General features: G+C 61.6%; 17 protein-coding genes. 15 read left to right on the top strand and 2 right to left on the bottom strand.

Going from position 1 to position 20,731, the window contains the following annotated elements; translation table 11 throughout:
* The first annotated feature begins 247 nt into the window (after positions 1-247).
* Positions 248-562 carry a hypothetical protein gene (locus KB449_RS22540; protein ID WP_282910496.1) on the top strand — a complete coding sequence of 105 codons (315 nt, stop codon included), beginning with the start codon at positions 248-250 and terminating at the stop codon, positions 560-562.
* On the opposite strand, the gene KB449_RS22535 is transcribed toward KB449_RS22540, so the two are convergent.
* Complete coding sequence (locus KB449_RS22535; RefSeq protein WP_282910495.1) at positions 555-1,775, bottom strand: MFS transporter; 1,221 nt, start codon at positions 1,773-1,775, stop codon at positions 555-557. The genes KB449_RS22540 and KB449_RS22535 overlap by 8 nt on opposite strands.
* A 202-nt stretch (positions 1,776-1,977) precedes the next feature.
* On the opposite strand from KB449_RS22535, the gene KB449_RS22530 reads away from it, so the two are divergent.
* A complete protein-coding gene (locus KB449_RS22530; protein ID WP_282910494.1) occupies positions 1,978-2,562 on the top strand; it encodes a TetR/AcrR family transcriptional regulator in 585 nt (194 codons plus the stop codon).
* Between the two features lie 523 nt (positions 2,563-3,085).
* On the opposite strand, the gene KB449_RS22525 is transcribed toward KB449_RS22530, so the two are convergent.
* Complete coding sequence (locus KB449_RS22525) at positions 3,086-7,924, bottom strand: FG-GAP-like repeat-containing protein (RefSeq protein ID WP_282910493.1); 4,839 nt, start codon at positions 7,922-7,924, stop codon at positions 3,086-3,088.
* Positions 7,925-8,134: 210 nt separating this feature from the next.
* On the opposite strand from KB449_RS22525, the gene KB449_RS22520 reads away from it, so the two are divergent.
* The 13 genes from KB449_RS22520 to KB449_RS22460 all read left to right on the top strand — a co-directional run bounded on the left by KB449_RS22520 (position 8,135) and on the right by KB449_RS22460 (position 20,716).
* Complete coding sequence (locus KB449_RS22520; RefSeq protein ID WP_282910492.1) at positions 8,135-9,241, top strand: ABC transporter substrate-binding protein; 1,107 nt, start codon at positions 8,135-8,137, stop codon at positions 9,239-9,241.
* 70 nt (positions 9,242-9,311) lie between these two features.
* Positions 9,312-10,250, top strand: a complete 939-nt coding sequence (locus KB449_RS22515) for an ABC transporter permease (protein WP_282910491.1) — start codon at positions 9,312-9,314, stop codon at positions 10,248-10,250.
* A complete protein-coding gene (locus KB449_RS22510) occupies positions 10,250-11,059 on the top strand; it encodes an ABC transporter permease (RefSeq protein ID WP_282910490.1) in 810 nt (269 codons plus the stop codon). Before KB449_RS22515 ends, KB449_RS22510 begins: the two co-directional genes overlap by 1 nt.
* Positions 11,056-12,093, top strand: coding sequence for an ABC transporter ATP-binding protein (locus KB449_RS22505; protein ID WP_282910489.1), 1,038 nt, complete (start codon positions 11,056-11,058; stop codon positions 12,091-12,093). Before KB449_RS22510 ends, KB449_RS22505 begins: the two co-directional genes overlap by 4 nt.
* Before the next feature lie 5 nt (positions 12,094-12,098).
* Positions 12,099-12,884, top strand: coding sequence for a DeoR/GlpR family DNA-binding transcription regulator (locus tag KB449_RS22500; RefSeq protein ID WP_282910488.1), 786 nt, complete (start codon positions 12,099-12,101; stop codon positions 12,882-12,884).
* 53 nt (positions 12,885-12,937) lie between these two features.
* Positions 12,938-13,792 carry an alkaline phosphatase family protein gene (locus tag KB449_RS22495; protein ID WP_282910487.1) on the top strand — a complete coding sequence of 285 codons (855 nt, stop codon included), beginning with the start codon at positions 12,938-12,940 and terminating at the stop codon, positions 13,790-13,792.
* A gap of 128 nt (positions 13,793-13,920) precedes the next feature.
* Positions 13,921-14,460 (top strand): NADPH-dependent FMN reductase, encoded by a 540-nt coding sequence (locus KB449_RS22490; RefSeq protein WP_282910486.1) that lies wholly within the window; start codon positions 13,921-13,923, stop codon positions 14,458-14,460.
* 775 nt (positions 14,461-15,235) lie between these two features.
* Positions 15,236-15,607 (top strand): antibiotic biosynthesis monooxygenase, encoded by a 372-nt coding sequence (locus KB449_RS22485; protein WP_282910485.1) that lies wholly within the window; start codon positions 15,236-15,238, stop codon positions 15,605-15,607.
* Between the two features lie 182 nt (positions 15,608-15,789).
* Positions 15,790-16,491, top strand: a complete 702-nt coding sequence (locus KB449_RS22480; RefSeq protein ID WP_282910484.1) for a response regulator transcription factor — start codon at positions 15,790-15,792, stop codon at positions 16,489-16,491.
* Positions 16,488-17,414, top strand: coding sequence for a sensor histidine kinase (locus tag KB449_RS22475; protein WP_282910483.1), 927 nt, complete (start codon positions 16,488-16,490; stop codon positions 17,412-17,414). Before KB449_RS22480 ends, KB449_RS22475 begins: the two co-directional genes overlap by 4 nt.
* Positions 17,415-17,521: 107 nt before the next feature.
* Positions 17,522-19,033, top strand: a complete 1,512-nt coding sequence (locus tag KB449_RS22470; RefSeq protein ID WP_282910482.1) for an alpha/beta hydrolase family protein — start codon at positions 17,522-17,524, stop codon at positions 19,031-19,033.
* A complete protein-coding gene (locus KB449_RS22465; protein WP_282910481.1) occupies positions 19,030-19,950 on the top strand; it encodes an ABC transporter ATP-binding protein in 921 nt (306 codons plus the stop codon). The genes KB449_RS22470 and KB449_RS22465 overlap by 4 nt, the downstream gene beginning before the upstream one ends.
* Positions 19,943-20,716, top strand: a complete 774-nt coding sequence (locus tag KB449_RS22460) for an ABC transporter permease (protein WP_282910480.1) — start codon at positions 19,943-19,945, stop codon at positions 20,714-20,716. The genes KB449_RS22465 and KB449_RS22460 overlap by 8 nt, the downstream gene beginning before the upstream one ends.
* Positions 20,717-20,731 lie beyond the last annotated feature (15 nt).

The raw sequence follows: 20,731 nt of genomic DNA, 5'->3' as shown, positions 1-20,731 counted from the left end.
GGGGGAACGGGACGATCGGCCCTGGCCGGGACGAGCAGCCAAGTGGAAGCGCAAGCGGTATGAAGCGTATAAAAAACTGTCGCTCAAGCAGGAGCAGGCGGCGCTCGGCAAGGAGCTCCTGCTGGACGGAGAATATGCTTATTATGAAGAGCTTGCGAACTTGGCCGGGGAAAATAAAGAAGCGTTCTATCGAGGTATCGTCGAGGAACTGAGAAAGGCTGGCGATTAGCGTTCCAAAGGCGTGTACTTGCGGCTGATTCTAGAGAATAACGATCTGCCGGAGTTGATGGCATATGTCCATGCCTATCCTTCAGAGATCGAAGCGCATGCCGAACGGCTGGCTCTCGATTACCTGGAAGAGGTTCTGGGCATTTATGAAAACCAAATCGAGCTTCAAGCGGAAAATGCAAGCGAAAGAAAAAACTACAGAGCCGTCTGCGGCGTCATCAAGCGCTACAAAAAAATCGCCGGCGCGTCCAGGCAAGCGGAGATCGTCTCCCGGCTAAAGGCGGCTTACGGAAGACGACCCGCTTTTATGGAAGAGCTGGCCAAGCTTAGTTAATCGCAGGTTTTGCTTCGATCTCTCTGCGTCCCTTCTCAGTAAACGCATAGAGGATCGCCAGCAGCGGCAGCGCGGCGCCGATGAGCGAAGCGAGCTGCCAGCCGCCATGCGCGTACGTCCAGCCGCCAAGCGCCGAGCCGACGGCTCCGCCGATGAAGAAGATCGACATGAACAGGCCGTTCAAGCGCCCGCGCGCTTCGCTGCCGAGCGCGTAGACGACGCGCTGCCCAAGCACCAGATTGCCGGAGACGGCCATGTCGAGCGCGATCGCGGAGATGAAGAGCAGGACGAGCGAGACGGTCGAGTGGCCGTGGAAAAAGTGCGGGAGCAGCCAGGACAGCAGCGCGACGCTTAAGGCCAGCCAGGTAAGCGGCCGGCTCCAGCCTCTGTCCGCCAGCCGTCCGGCGATCGGCGCGGCAACCGCGCCGCCGACCCCGACCAGCGCGAACCAGGCGATGCCTTGCTGCGACATGCCGTAGGTGTCGGCCAAGTGGAGCGGCGCGACCGTCCAGAAGAGGCTGAAGGCGCCGAACAGAAAAGCCTGGTACAGCGCGCGTCGGCGCAAGGCCGGCGTGCGGGCGAGCAGCGGCAAGAGCGAGCGGATCAGCTTGCCGTAGGATACGCTTGGCGCCGGCCGCCGCTCGGGCAGCTTCCGCGACAGCAATACCGCCAGCAGCGCGATGGCGACCGCCGAAGCGGCGAATACCCAAGGCCAGCTCCAGATGCCGGCGATGAAGCTGGCGACCGGGCGCGCGAGCATGATGCCGAGGAGCAGTCCGCTCATCACGTTGCCGACCGCGCGGCCCCGCTGGGCTTCGGATGCGAGCGAAGCGGCGAAGGGCACGAGCACCTGCGCGACGACCGAAGCCGTTCCGATGAGGAGAGACGCGGCCAGGAACAGCGGCGCGTTCGGCGCGAGGGCGGCCGCGATCAGCGCGGCGACCGCCACGGCGAGAGAGACGACCGTCAGCCGGCGGTTTTCGACGATATCGCCAAGCGGCACGATGAACAGCAGCCCCGCCACATAACCGATTTGCGTCAACGTGACGATCAGGCCCGCCGCGCCGGCGGACAGTCCCGTCGAAGCGCCGATCGGCCCCACCAGCGTCTGCGCATAATAGAGGTTCGCTGCAATCAGGCCGCAAGCCGCTGCAAGCAGGAACATCAATCCCCGCGAAATGCCGCCGTCCATTACTTTTTGTTCCGTTCGCATGTTGTTTCCTCCGTCCGGTACGTTCATATAAACAAGTAAATACTGAACGTACAGTTTATTAATTGGTGACCTTATGATATACTGAACGCAGCGTTTTGTAAATAGGCGTTTCGTTTTCTTCGAATCTTTTTTCGTATACTGAACGTATTGTATTTTAATGTTCACAAATACGCGATCGCGTGTGAGGGAGGAGGTCATGAGGATGCAAGAACAGAGCAAGCGAGGGCGGCCCCGGGATCCGAAGACGCAGCAGGCGATTTTGTCCGCATCGTACGATTTGCTGCTGGAGGTCGGCTTCGGCGCGGTGACGGTGGAGAAGATCGCAGAGCGCGCGGGCGTGAGCAAAGCGACCATTTACAAATGGTGGCCGAACAAAGCCGCAGTGGTCATGGACGGCTTTTTATCCGCCGCCTCGGCACGGCTGCCGGTGCCCGACACGGGCGACGCGTTCGAAGACGTACAGATTCACGCCGTGAACTTGACCCGCTTCTTGTTGAGTCGGGAAGGCAAGATCATTACCGCGCTGGTCGGCGAGGGGCAATTCGACGAGGGCCTGGCCGAAGCGTACCGGACGCGTTACTTTCAGCCGAGAAGGCTTGAGGCTAAGGGAATCCTGGAAAAAGGGATCCGGCGCGGACAACTTAAAGGAACGCTGGATGTCGGGCTCGGCGTAGACCTGCTGTACGGACCGATCCTCTACCGGCTGCTGGTGACCGGCGAGCCGCTTGACGACGATTATGTGCGGCAGCTGGTGACGAGCGGGTTCGAGGGGATTCGGGCGCAGTAGGAGCGTAGAAGATGGCGTAGGGCAGTAGTTGGGCGGTGCCGGACGCCCGAATGCGCAAACTACTGTCGTAGAGCAGTAAATGAGCGGTGCCGGGCGTCGAAATGCGCAAACTACTGTCGTAGAGCAGTAGATGGGCGGTGCCGGACACCGGAATACGCAGACTACTGTCGTAGAGCAGTAGATGGGCAGTGCCGGATGCCGGAATACGTAAACTACTGTCGTAGAGCAGTAGATGGGCAGTGCTGGGCGCCGAGATTTGCAAACTACTGTCGTAGAGCAGTAGATGGCGGTGCTCGTAGCCGAAATGCGCAAACAACTGCCGTAGAGCAGTAGATGGGCGGTGTCGGGCTCCGAGATATACAAACTACTGTCGTAGGGCAGTAGATGGGCGGTTCCGGGCGCCGAAATGCGCAAACAACTGTCGTAGGAAAGTAGATGCCCAGCGATCGGCCAAAACAAAAACGGGATTAGGCAGGAATCAAATCTGCCTAATCCCGTTTTTAATTAAAGCTGTCCATTACAGTTAGTTAGAGAGTTTGGACATCCGGACGAGGAGCGCCGCCGCTTCTGCCCGGGTCGTAGGCGCGTCCGGCTCGAAGCGATTTCCGCTTTTGCCGTTCGTAATGCCGTGCATCGCGGCTGCTGCGGCATACGGCTTTGCCCAGGACGGGATGCTCGCGTCGTCCGCGAAATCCGTGAGGGCCTTCGGATCCGTCGTCCACTTCGCGGCTCGGACGAGGGTGACCGTCATCTCCGCGCGGCTGACCGTCACGGCGGGGCGGAACGTGCCGTCAGAATAGCCGTTCAGGATGCCGATGTCCGTCGCGCCGGCAATCGCCTCTCTGGCCCAGGCCGGAATGCTGGACGAGTCCGCGTACCCGGAGACCACCGCAGTACCTTTGGCGTCCAAATTCAACCATCTTGCGATCATGACAGCCCACTCGGCGCGAGTGACGGGGCTGTCCGGTCTATAGAGGCCTTCGGGCCCGCCCTTAACCAGGTCGAGCGCGCAGGCTTCGTTAATTTCCGCTTCCGCCCAGTGGCCGCGGATATCGCCGAAGCAAGTGACAACCGGAGGCTTCTCCCGGCGATTGATCGTCAGGTCGTAAGTGCGGATATTGCCGTTGGCTGCCTGAACCTCGATCTGTACAACGTTTTTGCCCGGGGCGAGATCGACCGCGAGCGGGAGCTTGCCGAGGGCGCTCTGTCCGTTAATCCGCAAGACGGCGGCTGGAGAAAGAGGTTCTGCATTCAGCGTAATGCGCGACTCCATGGTCGTTGCCTCATAGGCGAGTATGTTCATGTCGAAGGGAGGCGTCAAGCTGACGGAGCCGGCATCGGTTTCGAGCGTAAGCAGCCGAAGTCTGGTCTCGCTCGAAGCTTCGGACGGCTGCGCAGTTTCAGGCCGAGGCAGCGTTGTGGCCGTAACCGTCATCGCAGCGCTTCGGTTGCCTGCAGCATCGACGGCGACGATGGAAAATTCATACACGGTCGAAGCAGCTAAGCCATCGATATCGCGCGAAAGCGCGGCGGCGGTCAGGATGACAGGCGCTCCCGCGCCTTGCGTCAGCTCGTAATGGTCGACGCCGCCGTCGTCCTGAGCGGCAGGCCATGCGAGCCTAAGGCTCTCGTAAGTAACGGCCGAGACGGACAGCGCCGCGTCGGCAGGCCAAGCAGGTGCGGCAATGTCAGGCGCGATGCCCTTCATCAGCGTGACGGTCACGGCCGCTGCCGCCGTGCGCGGCGATTCGGTGCCGGCGCCGTCTGTCGCCGTGACGACGAACTTGTACGCGCCAGGCGCGAGGTCGCCGAGGTCCGCGGCTGCGACCGAGCCGTCGGCGGCGCTCGTGCCGAGCGCGATGGCTGCGCCGAGCTCGCCGGGCGCGACGACCCCGTCGGTGTCGGCGTCGGTCCAGCGGTAGGCGCGCACGGTCGAGCCGGCGCGGCCGATGGCATCAGCTGTGCCGGCCAGCCGGTCCGGCGTGCCGGCGTAGTTGTCGACGGCCGCGAACTTGGCCGGATCGACGAGCGGCGAAGTCGCCACCGTCGCGGAGAGCGGCGCGCTTCGGTTGCCCGCGGCGTCCACCGCGACGATCTCGAACGCAAACGATGTGCCGGCCGTCAGCCCGCCGACGTCGTAAGACAATGTCGCCGCGGCAGGCGAGGCGACCGGATCGCCGTCCTGCGCCAGCTCGTAGTGGTCGACGCCGCGATCGTCCGCGGCAGCGGGCCAGGACAACCGGACGCCGGTGCGCGTTACGTTGGCGTCCACGAGCTCCGCGCCGGACGGCCAGGTCGGATCGGCGATGTCCGGCGCTACGCCCTTGGTCAGCGTGACGCTGAACGCCGCGGCCGCGCTGCGCGGAGACTCTACGTTAGCGCCGTCGGTTGCGGTCACGATGAACTTGTACGTTCCGGCTGACAGATCGCCGAGATCCGCGGCGGCGACGGAGCCGTCGGCGCCGCTCGTGCCGAGCGCGATGGCCGCCCCGAGCTCGCCCGCGTCCGCGATGCCGTCACTGTCGGCGTCGGTCCAGCGGTAGGCGCGCACGGTCGCGCCGGCGCGACCGATGGCGTCAGCCGCGGCGGAGAGCCTGTCCGGCGTGCCATCGTAGTTGTCGACGGCCGCGAACTTGGCCGGATCGACAAGCGGTAAGGTCGCCACCGTTGCGGAGAGCGGCGCGCTGCGGTTGCCCGCGGCGTCGACGGCGACGATCTCGAACGCGTACGAGGTGCCGGCCGTCAGTCCGGCGACGTCGTAAGACAATGTCGCCGCGGCAGGCGAGGCGACCGGATCGCCGTCCTGCGCCAGCTCGTAGTGGTCGACGCCGCGATCGTCCGCGGCAGCGGGCCAGGACAGCTTGACGCCGGTGCGCGTGACGTTCGCATCCGCAAGCTCCGCACCTGCCGGCCAGGTAGGATCGGCCACGTCCGGGGCGATGCCCTTCGCCAGCGTGACGGAGACCGCTGCCGCCGCCGTGCGCGGCGATTCGGTGCCGGCGCCGTCGGTGGCCGTGACGACAAACTTGTACGCGCCTGGCGCAAGATCGTCGAGGTCGGCGGCCGCGACCGAGCCGTCGGCAGCGCTTGTGCCGAGCGCGATGGCCGTGCCGAGCTCGCCCGCATCAACGACGCCGTCGGTGTCGGCGTCGGTCCAGCGGTAGGCGCGCACGGTCGCGCCCGAACGCCCGATTGCACCGGCTGCACCGGTCAGCCGATCCGGCGTTCCATCGTAATTGTCGACGGCCGCGAACTTGGCCGGATCGACAAGCGGTGACGTCGCCACCGTCGCTGCAAGCGGGGCGCTGCGGTTACCCGCGGCGTCCACGGCGACGATCTCGAACGCGAACGAGGTGCCGGCCGTCAGCCCGGCGACGTCGTAAGACAACGTCGCCGCAGCAGGCGAGTCGATCAAGTCGCCGTCCTGCGTCAGCTCGTAGTGGTCGACGCCGCGGTCGTCGACGGCAGCGGGCCAGGACAGCTTGACGCCGGTGCGCGTGACGTTGGCACCCACAAGCTCCACACCTGTCGGCCAGGTCGGATCGGCCACGTCCGGGGCGATGCCCTTCGCCAGCGTGACGGAGACCGCTGCCGCCGCGGTGCGCGGCGATTCGTTGCTCGCGGCGTCCTCGGCGGTGACGACGTACTTGTAGGTTCCCGGCCCGAGGTCACCGATGTCGGCGCCTGGGACCGAGCCATCAGCAGCGCTTGTGCCCAGTGCGATCTCCAATCCGAGCTCACCTGCGTCCACGATGCCGTCGCTATTGCTGTCATTCCAGCGGAAGGCACGCACGTCCGCCCCCGGCTCGCCTACTGCGCCGGCTGCCCCGGCCAGCCGATCCTGCGTGCCGCTGTAGTTGTCGACGGCAGCGAACTTCGAAACATCGATTGTAGGCGCAGTCGTATCCGGCGCCGGGTCGTCCTCTTGAATGGTGACGATCGCGCTCGTCTGCGTGCCGAGCGTCGCTCCGTTGGTCGGACCGGAGATCGTCACGCCGAACGTCCGGTCCGTACCGTGGACCGAATTGTCCGCTACCGGCACCGTCACGTTTTTCGTCGTCTCGCCGTGACCGAAGACGATCGTCGCGTCGACGGCGGTATAGTCGGCGCCGGCGGCGGCAGAGCCGTCCGACGTCTGGAGCCGAACCTTGGTCTGGCCGTAGGCGCTGCCCGTACGGTTGACGGTTACCGTCGCATTCCCGCCGTTTTCCGCAACCGTAAACGTCGGCGAGGAAAACGCCAGCTCGCCTTCTGCTGGGCTGTTCATCAAAGTAAAGCTCGCGCCGGACGCATAAGCCAAATCCGCCAGTCCGTCCTCATTCAAGTCGGCCGAGGCTAAATAACCGTTAATCGCCAGATCGAACTTCGGCTGGAACGTTCCGTCCGCGTTGCCGTTAAAGAAAGAGAGAGTGCCCACCCCCTGGTTCTTGACGGCCAGATCGAGTCGGCCGTCGCCATCGTAATCGCCCGCCGCAATGTCGTTCGGATAGGTACCCGGATCGGTGTGGTACAGAACGGCCGTGTGGAAGGAGCCGTCGCCTACGCCGAGCAACACGGCCGCGCCGCCGGGGTTGCCGTTGTCCGCGGTCGCGAGATCGACGATCCCGTCGCCATTGAATTCTCCCGACACCAGGTACATCGGGGTCAGCATGCCTCCAAAATCGCTGCGATTAAAGGTCCCGTCTCCCTGATTAAGCAGCACGCTGATATTCGCCGAGCCGGTGTTAGAGACGGCCAGGTCGGGGAGTGTGTCCCTGTCGAAGTCGCCGACGATAATATAACGGGGAAAATTGCCAACAGCGCGAGACACAAGGGCTTGGAAGGTACCGTCTCCATTGCCGTAGAGGATAGAAACTTGAAAACTGTCGTTGTCCGCGATCGCCAGATCCAGGTGCCCGTCTTTGTTCAAATCGACGGGGACGACTCCGTACGGTCCGTCTCCGGCCGCATACGCGATACCAGGCTTAAACGTGCCGTCGGCGTTCCTGAGAATAATCGTTATTTTGTCGTCGCTATAGCTGGTAACCGCGAGATCCGGGAAGCCGTCGGCGTCGACATCCGCGACCGCAATCTCTCGCGGACTTATGCCTACTGCCAGGTATTGGGGCGTAGCCTGAAGCGTCCCGTCGCCGTTTCCTTTAAATATCGCGATTCGGTTATTGCTCACATCGCTCACGATCGCGTCCAGATGCCCGTCCCCGTTCAGATCTGCAAAAGCGATATCGTTGATCGAGCCGCCGTTCATCGTGTACGAGGGCCCCCCGCTTTGAAACTTCGGTCCGGCCGCGAACGCGCCGATCGGAGCTGCCGCCAGGGCGAGCGCAAGCGCGGCAGGCACGAGACCCGCTAGTTTTCTTTTCATATTAAGGGCAAATCTCCTTCTTACAAAATATGGCCTTTTTCAACATTATACTAGATTCGTCTCTCCGATAAATCCCCCAAACGATTTAACAAACATGCCCGGTTCGGATAATCCAGCGTAAATAGTCCCCAACTACACTCTAGTAGGAGAGAAAACAACAAGAATATAGACATAGTCCACAATAATCCACGCGGGAGTGAAGGGGAAACCATGAAAAACGCATTGAAAAGAAAATTGGCTGCGGGACTTGTTTTGACCACGCTCGCGCTGCCGCTGGCGGCATGCGGAGAGAAAAACGCGGACGGCGCGGAAGCGAGCGGCGCCCCGCAGGAAATTTCGTTGGCGGATCTGGAGAAGAACGCCAAGGAAGAAGGTTCCGTCGTTAGCGTCGGCATGCCGGACACATGGGCGAACTGGAAAGATACGTGGGCGGACCTGCAGACGAAATACGGCCTTTCTCATACGGATACCGATATGTCGAGCGCCGAGGAGATCGCCAAGTTCGACGCGGAAAAGGACAAGCCGACCGCGGATATCGGCGACGTCGGCATCGCCTTCGGCTCGGTCGCGATCGACAAGGGCGTTACGCAAGCCTATAAAACCTCTTACTGGGACGAAATTCCCGCCTGGGCCAAGGATCAGGACGGTCACTGGATCGTGGGCTATCAAGGCACGATCGGATTCCTGACCAACAAAAAGCTGGTCGCGAACCCGCCCAAAAGCTGGGAAGATCTGAAGAAAGGCGACTACAAGATCATCGTCGGCGACGTCACCAAAGCTGCGCAAGCCCAGATGGCCGTGCTGGCCGCAGCAATCGCCTTCGGCGGCAGCGAGACGAACATCGAGCCGGGCATCGCGTACTTCGAAGGCTTGGCGAAGGAAGGCCGCCTCTCCAACGCCGAAGCGAGCCTCGCCAACATCGAGAAGGGCGAAGTGCAAGTGACGCTGCTCTGGGACTTCAACGCGCTCAATTACAGCGATCAGCTCGGCAAGGACCAATACGACGTGGCGATTCCTGCCGAAGGCAGCGTCGTGAGCGGCTACGCCACGATCATCAACAAGTACGCGCCGCATCCGAACGCGGCCAAGCTTGCTCGCGAATATATCCTGAGCGACGAGGGCCAGATCAACCTGGCCAAGGGCTACGCGAGACCGATCCGCGACAGCGTGAAGCTGCCGGACGACGTGGCTGCCAAGCTGCTGCCGAAGGAAGCCTACACGAACGTGAAGCCGGTTAACGACTACAAGGCGTGGGAAGAGACGGCCAAGCAGATTCCCCAGCTGTGGCAGGAGCGCGTTCTCGTCCACATGAACTGATTTTTTTACGAGGCGTCTTCGCTTTCTTGCCGAAGGCGCCTCTCTCTTATCCGACAGGAGCGTGGCGCATTTGAAACGGAGCAACCGGTGGATGTGGCTGGGGCTTGTCCCTTTTTTGGCGATGGTACTTTTGTTTCAACTGATTCCGGTCGTATCCATGGTGGCCGGCAGCCTGAAGCCCGCGACAGGCTCGGGCATTTCCTTCGGCTTCTATGCGCGAATCCTACAGAGCGCTTACTACATGCAAGCGATCAAAAACAGCCTGCTTATCTCCGCCGCGTCCAGCGCGATCGGCATCGTCGTCGGCCTGGCCTGCGCCTATGCGATCACGAGATTTCCGGCGCGTACGCGGGACCGCCTGCTGATGCTCTCCAATATGACGTCGAACTTCCAGGGCGTACCGCTCGCCTTCGCTTATATCGTGCTGCTGGGCAGCAACGGGGTGTTCACGCTACTGTTCAAGCAGTGGGGCTGGAGCGTATTCGCCGACTTCGACTTGTACAGCTGGTCGGGACTCGTTCTGGTCTATGTGTACTTCCAGGTGCCGCTGGCGCTGCTGCTGCTGTATCCGTCCTTCTACGGCATTCGGGATCAGTGGCGCGAAGCCGCGTCCATGCTGGGCGCGAGCAGGTGGCAGTTCTGGACGAGCGTCGGCTTGCCGGTGCTGTCGCCGGCCGTGTTCGGCACCTTGGGCATTTTGTTCGCAAACGCCATGGGTGCTTACGCGACGGCCTACGCGCTGGTCGGCGGCAACTACAACCTGCTGGCCGTGCGGATCGGCTCGCTCGTGGCGGGCGACGTCGTCAACCAGCCGCAGCTCGGCAATGCGCTCGCCGTCATCCTCGCGCTGACGACGCTGCTCGCCGTCTTTCTCAATCATAAAATGACCCAGCGGACTCGGAAACTTGACGCCGTGCTGGGCGCCGGCCAGCACGCTGCGCCTAAACGCCGTCGTCAGCTTCGTTCCTGGACCCCAGCTGCGCCGGCCGCTGCCAAGGAGGAGCTGTGATGGACGCTTCGACCAAGCGGGCGGGTCCCGCGCATCGCTCGTTAATGCTGCTGCTGATGGTCTATCTGATGCTGCCTCTGCTCGCCACCTGCATCTACGCGTTCGCCAAAGAATGGCAGACGACGGTGCTTCCGGCACGTTGGACGCTAGAATGGTTTAGCGGCATGTTCCGAGATCTTCGTTTCCTGGAGTCGCTCTGGACGTCGCTTTATCTATGCCTGCTCGGCGTTGCGATCAGCCTGCTCGTCATGCTGCCCGCGGTGTTCGTCATTACGATCTACATGCCGAGACTGGAATCTCTCATGAAAGGGATCGTGGTGCTTCCGTACGCAGTGCCCGGCGTGGTGGCGGCGGTCGGACTCATCCGCGCCTATTCTTCCGGTCCGCTCAATATTTCGGGCACGGCCTATATTTTGCTTGGCGCCTACTTCGTCGTCGTGCTGCCTTATATGTACCAGGGCATCCGCAACAGTCTGCTGACCGTATCGGCGGGCCCGCTGCTCTCCGCCGCCGAGCTGCTCGGCGCGAGCCGGATGCGAGCACTCGCGACGGTCATTTTGCCGAATATTTGGCCCGGCGTGCTTGTCTCCGCGCTGCTCTCGTTTTCGGTGCTGTTCGGCGAGTTCGTGCTGACCAACATGCTGGTCGGCGGACGCATCCAGACGATCCAGGTGTACCTGTATCAGCGAATGGGCGAGAGCGGCCATATGGCGAGCGCCATCGCCATCACTTACTTTGTGTTTATTTTGATTCTGTCGGCATTGCTGATGAAGCTGGGCCAAAAAGTGAACGGAGGCATGAAAGGATGAGCGACTATCTGGAGCTGCAAAGCATCCGCAAGCGATACGGCAACGCGAACGTGCTTGACGACGTCAACCTGCAAATTCGCGAAGGCGAGCTCGTAACGCTGCTCGGTCCTTCGGGCTGCGGGAAAAGCACGCTGCTTCGCTGCATCGCGGGACTTGCGGATACGGACGGCGGCCGAATTCTGCTGGACGGCAAGGATATCGCCAAGCTGCCGCCGCGGAGCCGGGAGATCGGCATGGTGTTTCAGGCTTATGCGCTGTTCCCGAACCTGACCGTCAGCCAAAATATCGAATACGGCCTGAAGATGCGGGGCATCGACAAGGCCGCGAGAAAAAACAGGTCCGAGGAGCTGCTCGCCATCGTCGAACTGACAGACAAGCGCGACGCGTATCCCCAGCAGTTGTCCGGCGGGCAGCAGCAGCGGGTGGCGCTCGCGCGCTCCCTGGCCGTCCGTCCCAAGGTGCTCCTGCTGGACGAGCCGCTCAGTGCGCTCGATGCGCAGATTCGCAAAAATCTCCGTGCGGAGATTCGCGCGATCCAGCGGCAGTTCAACATGACGACGATTTTCGTCACGCACGATCAGGAGGAGGCGCTGACCTTGTCCGACCGCGTATGCCTGATGAACAAAGGCAGCATCGTCCAGGAAGGCTCTCCGGAAACGGTGTACACGAAGCCGCGGACCGAATTCGTCGCCCGGTTCATGGGCAGCTACAACGTGCTCAGCCGGTCGGACGCGTCCCGGTTGTTCGGCAATGTGAAGGGCACGGCGCACAGCTTCGCCATTCGTCCGGAATCGGTCGTGCTTCTGAACGGAAGGACCGAGCCGCTCGAGCCCAACCGGCGCATCGCCGAGGGGATGATCCGGTCGGTATCCATTCTCGGCAACGTTATCCGTTATACCGTTGAGGCCGCCGGCGTGAGGCTCACGATCGACGCGCTGAACGACGGCCGCTCGCTGCCGCTCGCGGAGCAAAGCCCCGTGCTCTTGGCGCTCGACGAGTCGCAGTTGCTGCATCTGGAGAAAGAAGGAGCTTAAGGAACATGTCGATCTCGTCGGAAGAACGCAAGCGCGTCATCGTGGACCAGCTCAAGCTGGACGGGCGGGTCAAGGTGCCCGAGCTGTCGCTGCGGTTCGCCGTGTCGGAGGAGACGGTGCGCCGCGACCTGCTGTACCTGGAACGCGAAGGGCTGGCGAAGCGCGTGTACGGCGGCGCGGTGCCGAGCAAGCCGACCAACTACGAGCCTCCCTATTTGCAGCGTCAGAAGGAGAAAGCGCAGGAGAAAGAACGGATCGGCCGCGCTGCCGCCGCGCTCATCTCGTCCGGCGACACGATCGCGATCGACGTCGGCACGACGACGCTGGAGCTGGCCAAAGCGATCTCGGGCTGCGAGCGGCTCACCGTGCTGACCAACTCCCTTGCCGTAGCCTATCATCTGATGGAGTCGCTGAACGGGGGGCGTTTCACAGGCAAGATCATCGTCATCGGCGGCGAGCTGAACCCGGAACAGCAGTCGATGTCCGGCACGATGGCCGAGCGGATGATCTCGCAGTTCCGGGTCGACAAGGCTTTCATCTCGGTCGGCGGCGTGTCGCCGAACCGTGGCATCAGCGATTACGATCTCGGCGAGACCGGCATGTCCAGGCGAATGGCGGAAGCGGCCGGGCAGACGATCGTGCTCGCGGACGATTCCAAGCTGAACAAGGAAGCTTTCGTGGAGATCGTTCCGCTGCGGAGCGTCCATACGATCGTCAGCAATGTCGCCGCGCCGCGGGAGTGGACGCAGCTGCTGCGCGCGCACCGTTTGCAATGGACGGTGGCCAATTAAAAGAGAGACGGAGATCTAAGGAGAGACCACGAGATTAAAGGAGGAGAGCATGCATGAACCCATCGTCCCCGAAGCTTGTCGTCGTGGTGTTGGACGGACTAAGATACGACGCCGCGCGCCGTTATCTTGGCTATATGGAGCATCTGACCGAGCAGGGCGAAGCGGTCTGCCATAAAGTCAGGTCTGAGCTGCCCAGCCTGTCGCGACCGCTCTACGAGGTGCTGCTGACCGGCACGCCCGCCGCGCAGAACGGCATCGCGGCCAACCATATCGCACGCCTGAGCCGTGAGCGGAGCGTGTTCCATCTGGCGACCGACGCCGGACTGCGGACGGCGGCGGCAGCTTATCATTGGGTCAGCGAGCTGTATAACGCGGCACCGTTCCACCCTTTGACGGACCGCCATCAGCATGACGCGGACAGGCCGATTCAGCATGGCGTCTTTTACTTCGAGGACCACTATCCCGACAGCCATCTGTTCGCGGATGCCGAGCATCTGCGCAAGGCGTACGACCCGCATTTTCTGTACGTCCATACGATGAACATCGACGACGCGGGCCATAAGTTCGGCGGCGAGAGCGCGCAGTACGAAGCGGCCGTGCGTGCGGCGGACGGCATGCTGGCGTCGCTCGTCCCGGATTGGCTGCTGCGCGGCTACCGCATCCTCGTCACCTCCGACCACGGGATGAGCGCGTCCGGTCAGCACGGCGGCACGGCGGCCGAGGAGCGGAGCGTCCCGCTTTATTTGCTGGGCGACGCGCGCTTTATGCTGGAGCGGGGACGCGGCGAGTCCGCCCTGCCGCAGCTGCTGCTGGCTCCGCTCATGTGCCGCTGCCTTGGGATCGCGCCATCGCCTGCGATGGTCGAGCTGCCGGAAGCGTCGTACGCGGCGCCCGGATCACGTACCTAGTTACTCGCGGCCGTGGCACGATTCGGCGATATCCGGGAGCCGCGGCATAATCGGACAGACTTTGGATAAGTCTGGAGCAAGATGATACAATAAATTGAATTCTATTTAAGGCCAAGGGAGGAAATCTAATGTTGAAGATCGGCATTATCCTGGGCAGCACGCGCGAAGGCCGCCTCAGTCCGCAAGTAGGAGAATGGGTGAAGGCGCTCGCCGACAAGCGCGGCGACGCCGAATACGAGATCATCGACATCGCGGATTTCAAGCTGCCGCTGCTCGGCGAGCCTGGTCAGGACGCATCCGGCGCGGCCGCGTGGACGCAGAAGGTCGACAGCTGCGACGGGTTCGTATTCATCGTGCAGGAGTACAACCACTCCATCACGGGCGCGCTTAAGAATGCGCTGGACTACGTGCGCAAGGAATGGAACGACAAAGCTGCCGGCATCGTGTCGTACGGCTCGGTCGGCGGCGCCCGCGCGGCGGAGCATCTCCGCGGCATCCTCGGCGAGCTGTCGGTCGCGGACGTGCGCGTGCACCCGGCGCTCTCGCTGTTCACCGACTTCGAGAACGGCTCCGTTTTCAAGCCGAAGGACGTGCAGGCAACCTCTCTTGGGCAGATGCTGGATCAGGTCATTTCCTGGTCTACGGGCCTGAAGACGATTCGCAAGTAATTCGGCTCGAATTGCAGCGTGAACAAGCACCCCTTGCCGATCGATCGGCAGGGGGTTTTTCATTTGCGCGCACGAAAGGTCGGTAGGCGGTTGGGCAGTCGGGCAATTAGTCGGGACAGAGCGAGGAACGGATAGAGCGACAAACGGGATAGTGGATTGAGTGGGGGATGGAGCGGGTGAGAGAGATGGAGCGAGTGAAGGAGATAGAGCGAGTGGGGTGGATGGAGCGGTGAGGGGGCGAAGCGGGCAGATCGGAACTGGAAATCCGGACGATAAGTGTCAAAAGGCATTTATTTCGAGCGGCATCGAGGGCAAGCGGGAGATAGTTGTCAAAAGGCATTTATTTCTTCGCTATACGCGGAATTGCGGCGCTGGAGAGAGAATTAGCTGCCTTCTGACAACTAATTGTCCGTATACGAGCCTTTGCGATAAATTAGCTGCCTTTTAACAACTGTTTCTCATCGCGCCCCGCAACAGAACGCCGCAACGCTCCGTCGCCGCTGCCCGACGCAATTGCCCGCTGAATCCGCACGCAACAATCCCGCCGCAGCGCTCGCCCCAACTACCCATCGCTCCAACTACCCATCGCCCCAACTCCCCATCGCCCCAACTCCCCATCGCCCCAACTCTCTGGCGCAACAGCCACTCCCCGCAGCCGATTACCGCAACTCCCCGCCACAGCTCGCTCGCCGCACCCCGTACTCGACGCCGATTTGAGCCGCTATTCCGCCTTTGCTACAATATATAAAACACTGACACAGGAAGGATGTTCGCCATGATCGTCGCGATCAATACGATTAAGATCAAGTCGGGCCATGTCGCCGAAGTTGCCGAGCGCTTCAAAAATCCGAAGGGCGTGCAGCACGCGCCGGGCTTCGTCCGGATGGAGCTGCTGACCGAATCGCTCGAGGAGCACGACGAGCTCAAGGTGTGCACGACCTGGGAAGACCGCGCCGCCTTCGACGGCTGGGTGAACAGCGACGCGTTCAAGCAGGCGCACGCGCACGCCCGTCCGAAGCCGGAAGCGGGCGCCGAGCCGGGGGCCCATCAGGGCGGCCACGGGGAGCAAGCGCGGCCCGGCGGCGGCATCATGCTGGGCGCGAAGCTGAGCGTCCACGAGGTCGTTTTCGCTTATCCGGCGGTTTAATCTTCTATAGGGTGACGCGAGAGTGACGCGTAAAAGGAACCGCCTCGGGACGAGGACGGTTCCTTTGCTTTTCCGATTGGCATTCGCGTGCGCTTCATTCTAGACGCAGGTCCATCGAAACGCGCGCCGGCGACGCCTATAATCGGAGATGCTAACTAGAAGAAAGGAAGGAGTCGCTTCCGATGAAAAGAATCCTATTGGTCGAAGACGACGCCGAGATCAACGGGCTCGTCGCCAAATATTTGGCCAAAGAAGGCTTCGAGATCGATTCCGCCTACGACGGCGAAGAAGCGCTCGCCCATTTCCGGGCGCATGAATATCAGCTGGTCATCTTGGACCTGATGCTGCCGCGCGCAGGCGGCCTGGAGGTGCTGCGCAGCATCCGGGCGAAGGGGACGATCCCCGTCCTGATTCTGTCGGCCAAGGACAGCGAGATCGACAAAATACTCGGCTTGGAGCTCGGCGCCGACGATTATATGACGAAGCCGTTTACGATCGGGGAGCTCGTCGCCAGAGCGAAGGCGCAGCTGCGCCGTTACGTCGATTTTAAAGACGAAACGGCTGGCAGCGATGCAGGCATGATCGTACACGGAGATTTGGCGCTCAACGCAAGCTCGTTCGAGGTGGAAGCCGCGGGCGAGAAAAAGTCGTTGACCGCCAAGGAATTTGCCATCCTGAAGCTGTTCATGACGAACCCGACGCGCGTTTTTACCAAATCCCAAATCTTCGAGGCAGTCTGGCAGGAGGAGAGTCTATCCGAAGACAACACGGTCATGGTCCATATTAACCGGCTGCGTGCGAAAATCGAGCGGGATCCGTCCAATCCACTCTATATCCAAACCGTATGGGGCTTCGGCTACAAGCTTGGCGAGGGACGCGCATGACGTGGCCGGGCGTTGTCGCGGCGCTCCTCTTCTTGGCATGCGGGTACCTTTTTGTCCGGCAGCGGCGTTTGGTTCGCGAGCTCGGGAGGGTTCGGCGGACGACCGAGGAGATTCGGACAGGCAATCTGAATCTGCGGTACCGCCTGCCTGCGCCTCGCAGACTCGTCGAAGAACTAAGCGGGGAACTTAACCGTCTGATCGACTATTTTCAGCAAACGACGGAGCGCATGCTGGTTCTCGAGGACGAACGTAAACGGATGATCGCGAGCCTCTCGCACGATCTCCGGACGCCGCTTACCTCCCTTCTCGGTTATATCGAGGCCTTGCGAAACGATGCGTCGCTGACGGCGGAAGAACGGTCCGAATTTCTCTGCATCGCCGCAGACAAAGGCAACTCGCTTCTGGAACGGCTGCAATCGTTTTTCGAGCTGGCCAGACTGGAGGCCGACGACGCGCCGCCCGATCTGCGGCCAATGAATTTGACCGATACCGTCCAGGAGGTGCTGCTCGGTTTTTATCCGGACTTTCAAAAAGCCGGGATCGAACCGTCGGTTCGTCTTCCGGCGTCGCCCTTGTATGTCATGGCAGACGGAGGAGGGGTTCGTCGCATTCTCGAAAACCTGCTGTCCAATGCGTTAAGGTACGGTAAGGATGGCGGCGAGATCGGCGTTGCCGTACGGGAAGAAGAGGACTTCGCGGCGGTGGACGTATGGGATCGGGGGCGCGGCATTCCGCCGGCGGATTTGCCCCGCGTGTTCGAACGGTTTTATACGGGAGAGGATTCACGGAATGCGTCTCTGCGAGGCACGGGCCTCGGCTTGGCCATCGCGAGGAATCTGGTCGAAAAGCAGGGCGGGCGTATCTCCGTCTCCAGCCGGCCGGGCGAGAAAACGGTGTTTTCGTTCAGCTTGCATAAAGATTAGGCCGCCTCCGACCTGGAATCGCGGAAAATGTAAGAACTTCGTTAGAAATTCGAGAAAGGCGCGTTAGACCGCGTCGTTATACTGGGCTTCATAAAGGAGGAAGCCTCATGAGAGAATTCGAGATTGTACTGCTGGTCGTCAATTTGCTAGCCTGTCTGTCCTGGTTAAGCCCCAAGCGGCCTATCTCGTTAAAGCTTGGACTCGCCGCCGCCAACGCCGGCGCGCTTGCCGTCCACGGCTTCATCGAAGGATTTCGCGGCCAAATGACGTTTTCATACGCATTCGTCGCGTTGTACGCGATCTATGCCGCGGCGAGCGCGAAGCTTCGGATACCGGATAAAGGGTTCGTAAAAATTTTGAAAGGTACGGTCGCCAGCTTGTCTTTGCTGGGCGTCGCCTTCACCGCGCTGTTCGCTCACGCGCTCCCCGTATTCCAGCTTCCCGCGCTGACCGGCGACTTTGACATCGGCGTGCAGTACGTCTATCTGACCGACGAAGGGCGCGCCGAGCCTTTTTTGAAGGACTCTTCCGCCAAGCGGCAGTTGGCGGTCAAAATCTACTATCCGGCAAAGAGGGACGCCCATAAGCCGCATGCCGCTTATTTTCACGATTCGCCGAGGCTTGTCGAAGCGTTCGCAGCGGGCTATCATATGCCGGCATTCCTGTTCAAGCAGCTGACGCTTGTCAAGACGCATGCGCAGGAAGGCGTGCCCGTATCGGATCGGCAGGCGAGCTATCCCGTCGTCTTGTTCTCGCACGGCGGCGGCACGACGATGGAGGCGCATACCGCGCAATGCGAGGATCTGGCCAGTCACGGGTATGTCGTCGCGGCCGTCGATCACACTTACGTCGCGTCGGCCGCCGAGCTGCCGGGCCGCGTCGTGACGGACCGGGACGCGACGGCTTCGTTCGACGAAGGCGACCCGCTCGCGGCGATCACGCAAATCATGGCGGACGACGACAGTTTCGTCATCGATGAGCTGGCGAAGATCAATGCCGGCGGGGCGGACGCGTTGTTGAAAGGTAAGTTGAATCTGCAGGCGATCGGCGTCGTCGGCCATTCGCTTGGCGGCGCGGCGGCCTACAATCTGGCCGTGCGCGACCCCAGGATCAAGGCCGCCGTCAATCTGGACGGCGCGGTCTATATCGCGCCGGACGCATCCAAGCCGACCGCGCCGCTTCTTATGTTGGCGAACGACGAGTTTCACCTTCAGGCGATCTCCGCGCGCGAGCCTCTGATGAAAAAGTGGACGGACATGCTAGGCGATGAAAGGCAGGCCGTCGCGACGGCCTATGGCAGCCAGCAAGCCTATGCCGAGATTTACGAACGGCAGCGACTGGCGATCGCGGGTCTGGCCGATACCTTGAAGGCTTCAGGCAACCTGTATTCGATCGAAGGCAGCGCGCATATGAAGATGTCGGATATCGGGTTGTACATCGGTACCGGGTTTCGCCGCTTCATCGGGATTAACGGGAGTACTTCCTCGGAACAATGTCTCGCCATCGTCCGGGCCGCGACGCTGACTTTTTTAGACCAACGACTTAAACAGGAGCCGGACGCTTCGATGGAATCCGTCCTGCACCGATATCCGAAGCTTCACAGGGAGGCGAACCTATGACCTGCATCCTGCGCACGGAAGGGCTGACCAAACGCTACGGCGGCAAAACCGTCGTCGACAACGTCAACATGACGATCCGCGCCGGCGATATCTACGGATTTCTGGGGCAAAACGGAGCGGGGAAGACGACGACGCTGCGGATGCTGACGGGACTGATCCATCCTTCGGAAGGGAATATCGAATTGTTCGGGACCGCGCTGCAGGGCAACCGCAGCATGGCGATGTCGCGCATCGGCGCCATCATCGAGTACCCGGGATTTTACCTGAACCTGGACGCGGCGGAAAATCTGGAGATTCACAGGCGCATGATGGGCATGGGCAACAAAGAGAGCATCGACGAGGCGCTGGCGATCGTCGGCCTGACAGGCGCCAAACACCAGAAGGTCAGAAGCTATTCGCTCGGCATGAAGCAGCGGCTCGGCATCGCCCGCGCCTTGCTGCACCGGCCTGAGCTCCTCCTGCTGGACGAGCCGACGAACGGACTGGATCCCGGCGGCATCAAGGAGATGCGGCAGCTTTTTCTGGAGCTCGCCCGAAAGCGCGGCATTACGTTTTTAATATCCAGCCATTTGCTCGGCGAAGTCGAGCAGTTGGCCAGCAAGATCGGCATCATTCACGGCGGGCGTCTGCTGGAGGAGATCGAGAGCGAGGCGCTGCGCAGGAAGACCCGGCATTGCCTCGAGATCAAGGTGACGGACGAGCGGAAGGCCGCTTTTATTTTGGAGCAGAAGCTTGGGACGACCGATTATGTCGTGTCCGGTTCGGGCGGTCTGCGCCTGTACGAATTCGTCGAGGAGCCGGAGCGCGTCAGCGCCGCGCTGGCGGCCGGCGGCGTCGGCGTTCGGGAATTGTCGGTGTCGGGAGACAGTCTCGAGGATTATTTTCTGAAGCTGACGGGGGGCGTGGAGCATGTTTAACCGGCTCATCGCTGCCGAACTGATGAAGCTCAAGCATACGAAAATGTACCTGCTCGTGCTTGCGGGCGCATTGCCGGCCAATCTGGTCACCTGGTCGGGATTTCTGCCGAGAGTGACCCCGGACGGCGCCTCGGCGGGCATCGACCTGCAGGATATGTTCTACCGGCAGGGCATGACGATGACGATCCTGGCGCCGTTCATGTTCGCGCTCATGATCGGCTATATCGTCTCTCGCGAATACCAGGAGCGAACGATCAACCAGCTGTTCGCCTACCCGATCCCGCGGGTGAACATCCTATTGGCCAAGCTTACGACCGCGCTCTTGCTGATCTTCGTCACTTCCGCGCTCTCCAGCGTCTCGACGCTCGCGACCGCGCTCGTCGCGTCGTTCGCGCAGCCCATCGATACCGCGGCATTAGGCGCGGGGATTCGCATGAACCTGCTTGCTTGTATGCTCTCCTTCGGCACCGTGCCGCTGGCTGCGGCGCTGAGCATGGTCGGCAAAAGCGTCATTCCCTCCACGGTGCTCGGCGCGTTAGCCGCGCTCGTGACCCTCATCGGGGAGATGGGGCACGGGGCGAGAGGCTTTTTGTTCCCGTGGCTTATGCCTTACTGGCCGGTCCGGGAGCTGGGTCAGGGACTTCAGGAGATCGATGCCGCGGCGTACGCCGTGCCCGGAGGGATTATATTGGCGGCGTTATTCGCGATCTCGCTCGTGTTCTGTGTCGTGTATTACGAAAAGGCAGAGATACACAGCGGTTCGTAAGCGACAAGCGTAATC

The organism is Cohnella hashimotonis (genome assembly GCF_030014955.1).
GTDB lineage: Bacteria > Bacillota > Bacilli > Paenibacillales > Paenibacillaceae > Cohnella > Cohnella hashimotonis.
The sequence above is the reverse complement of the archived record's forward strand: the minus strand, read 5'-3'. Positions and strand labels throughout refer to the sequence as shown.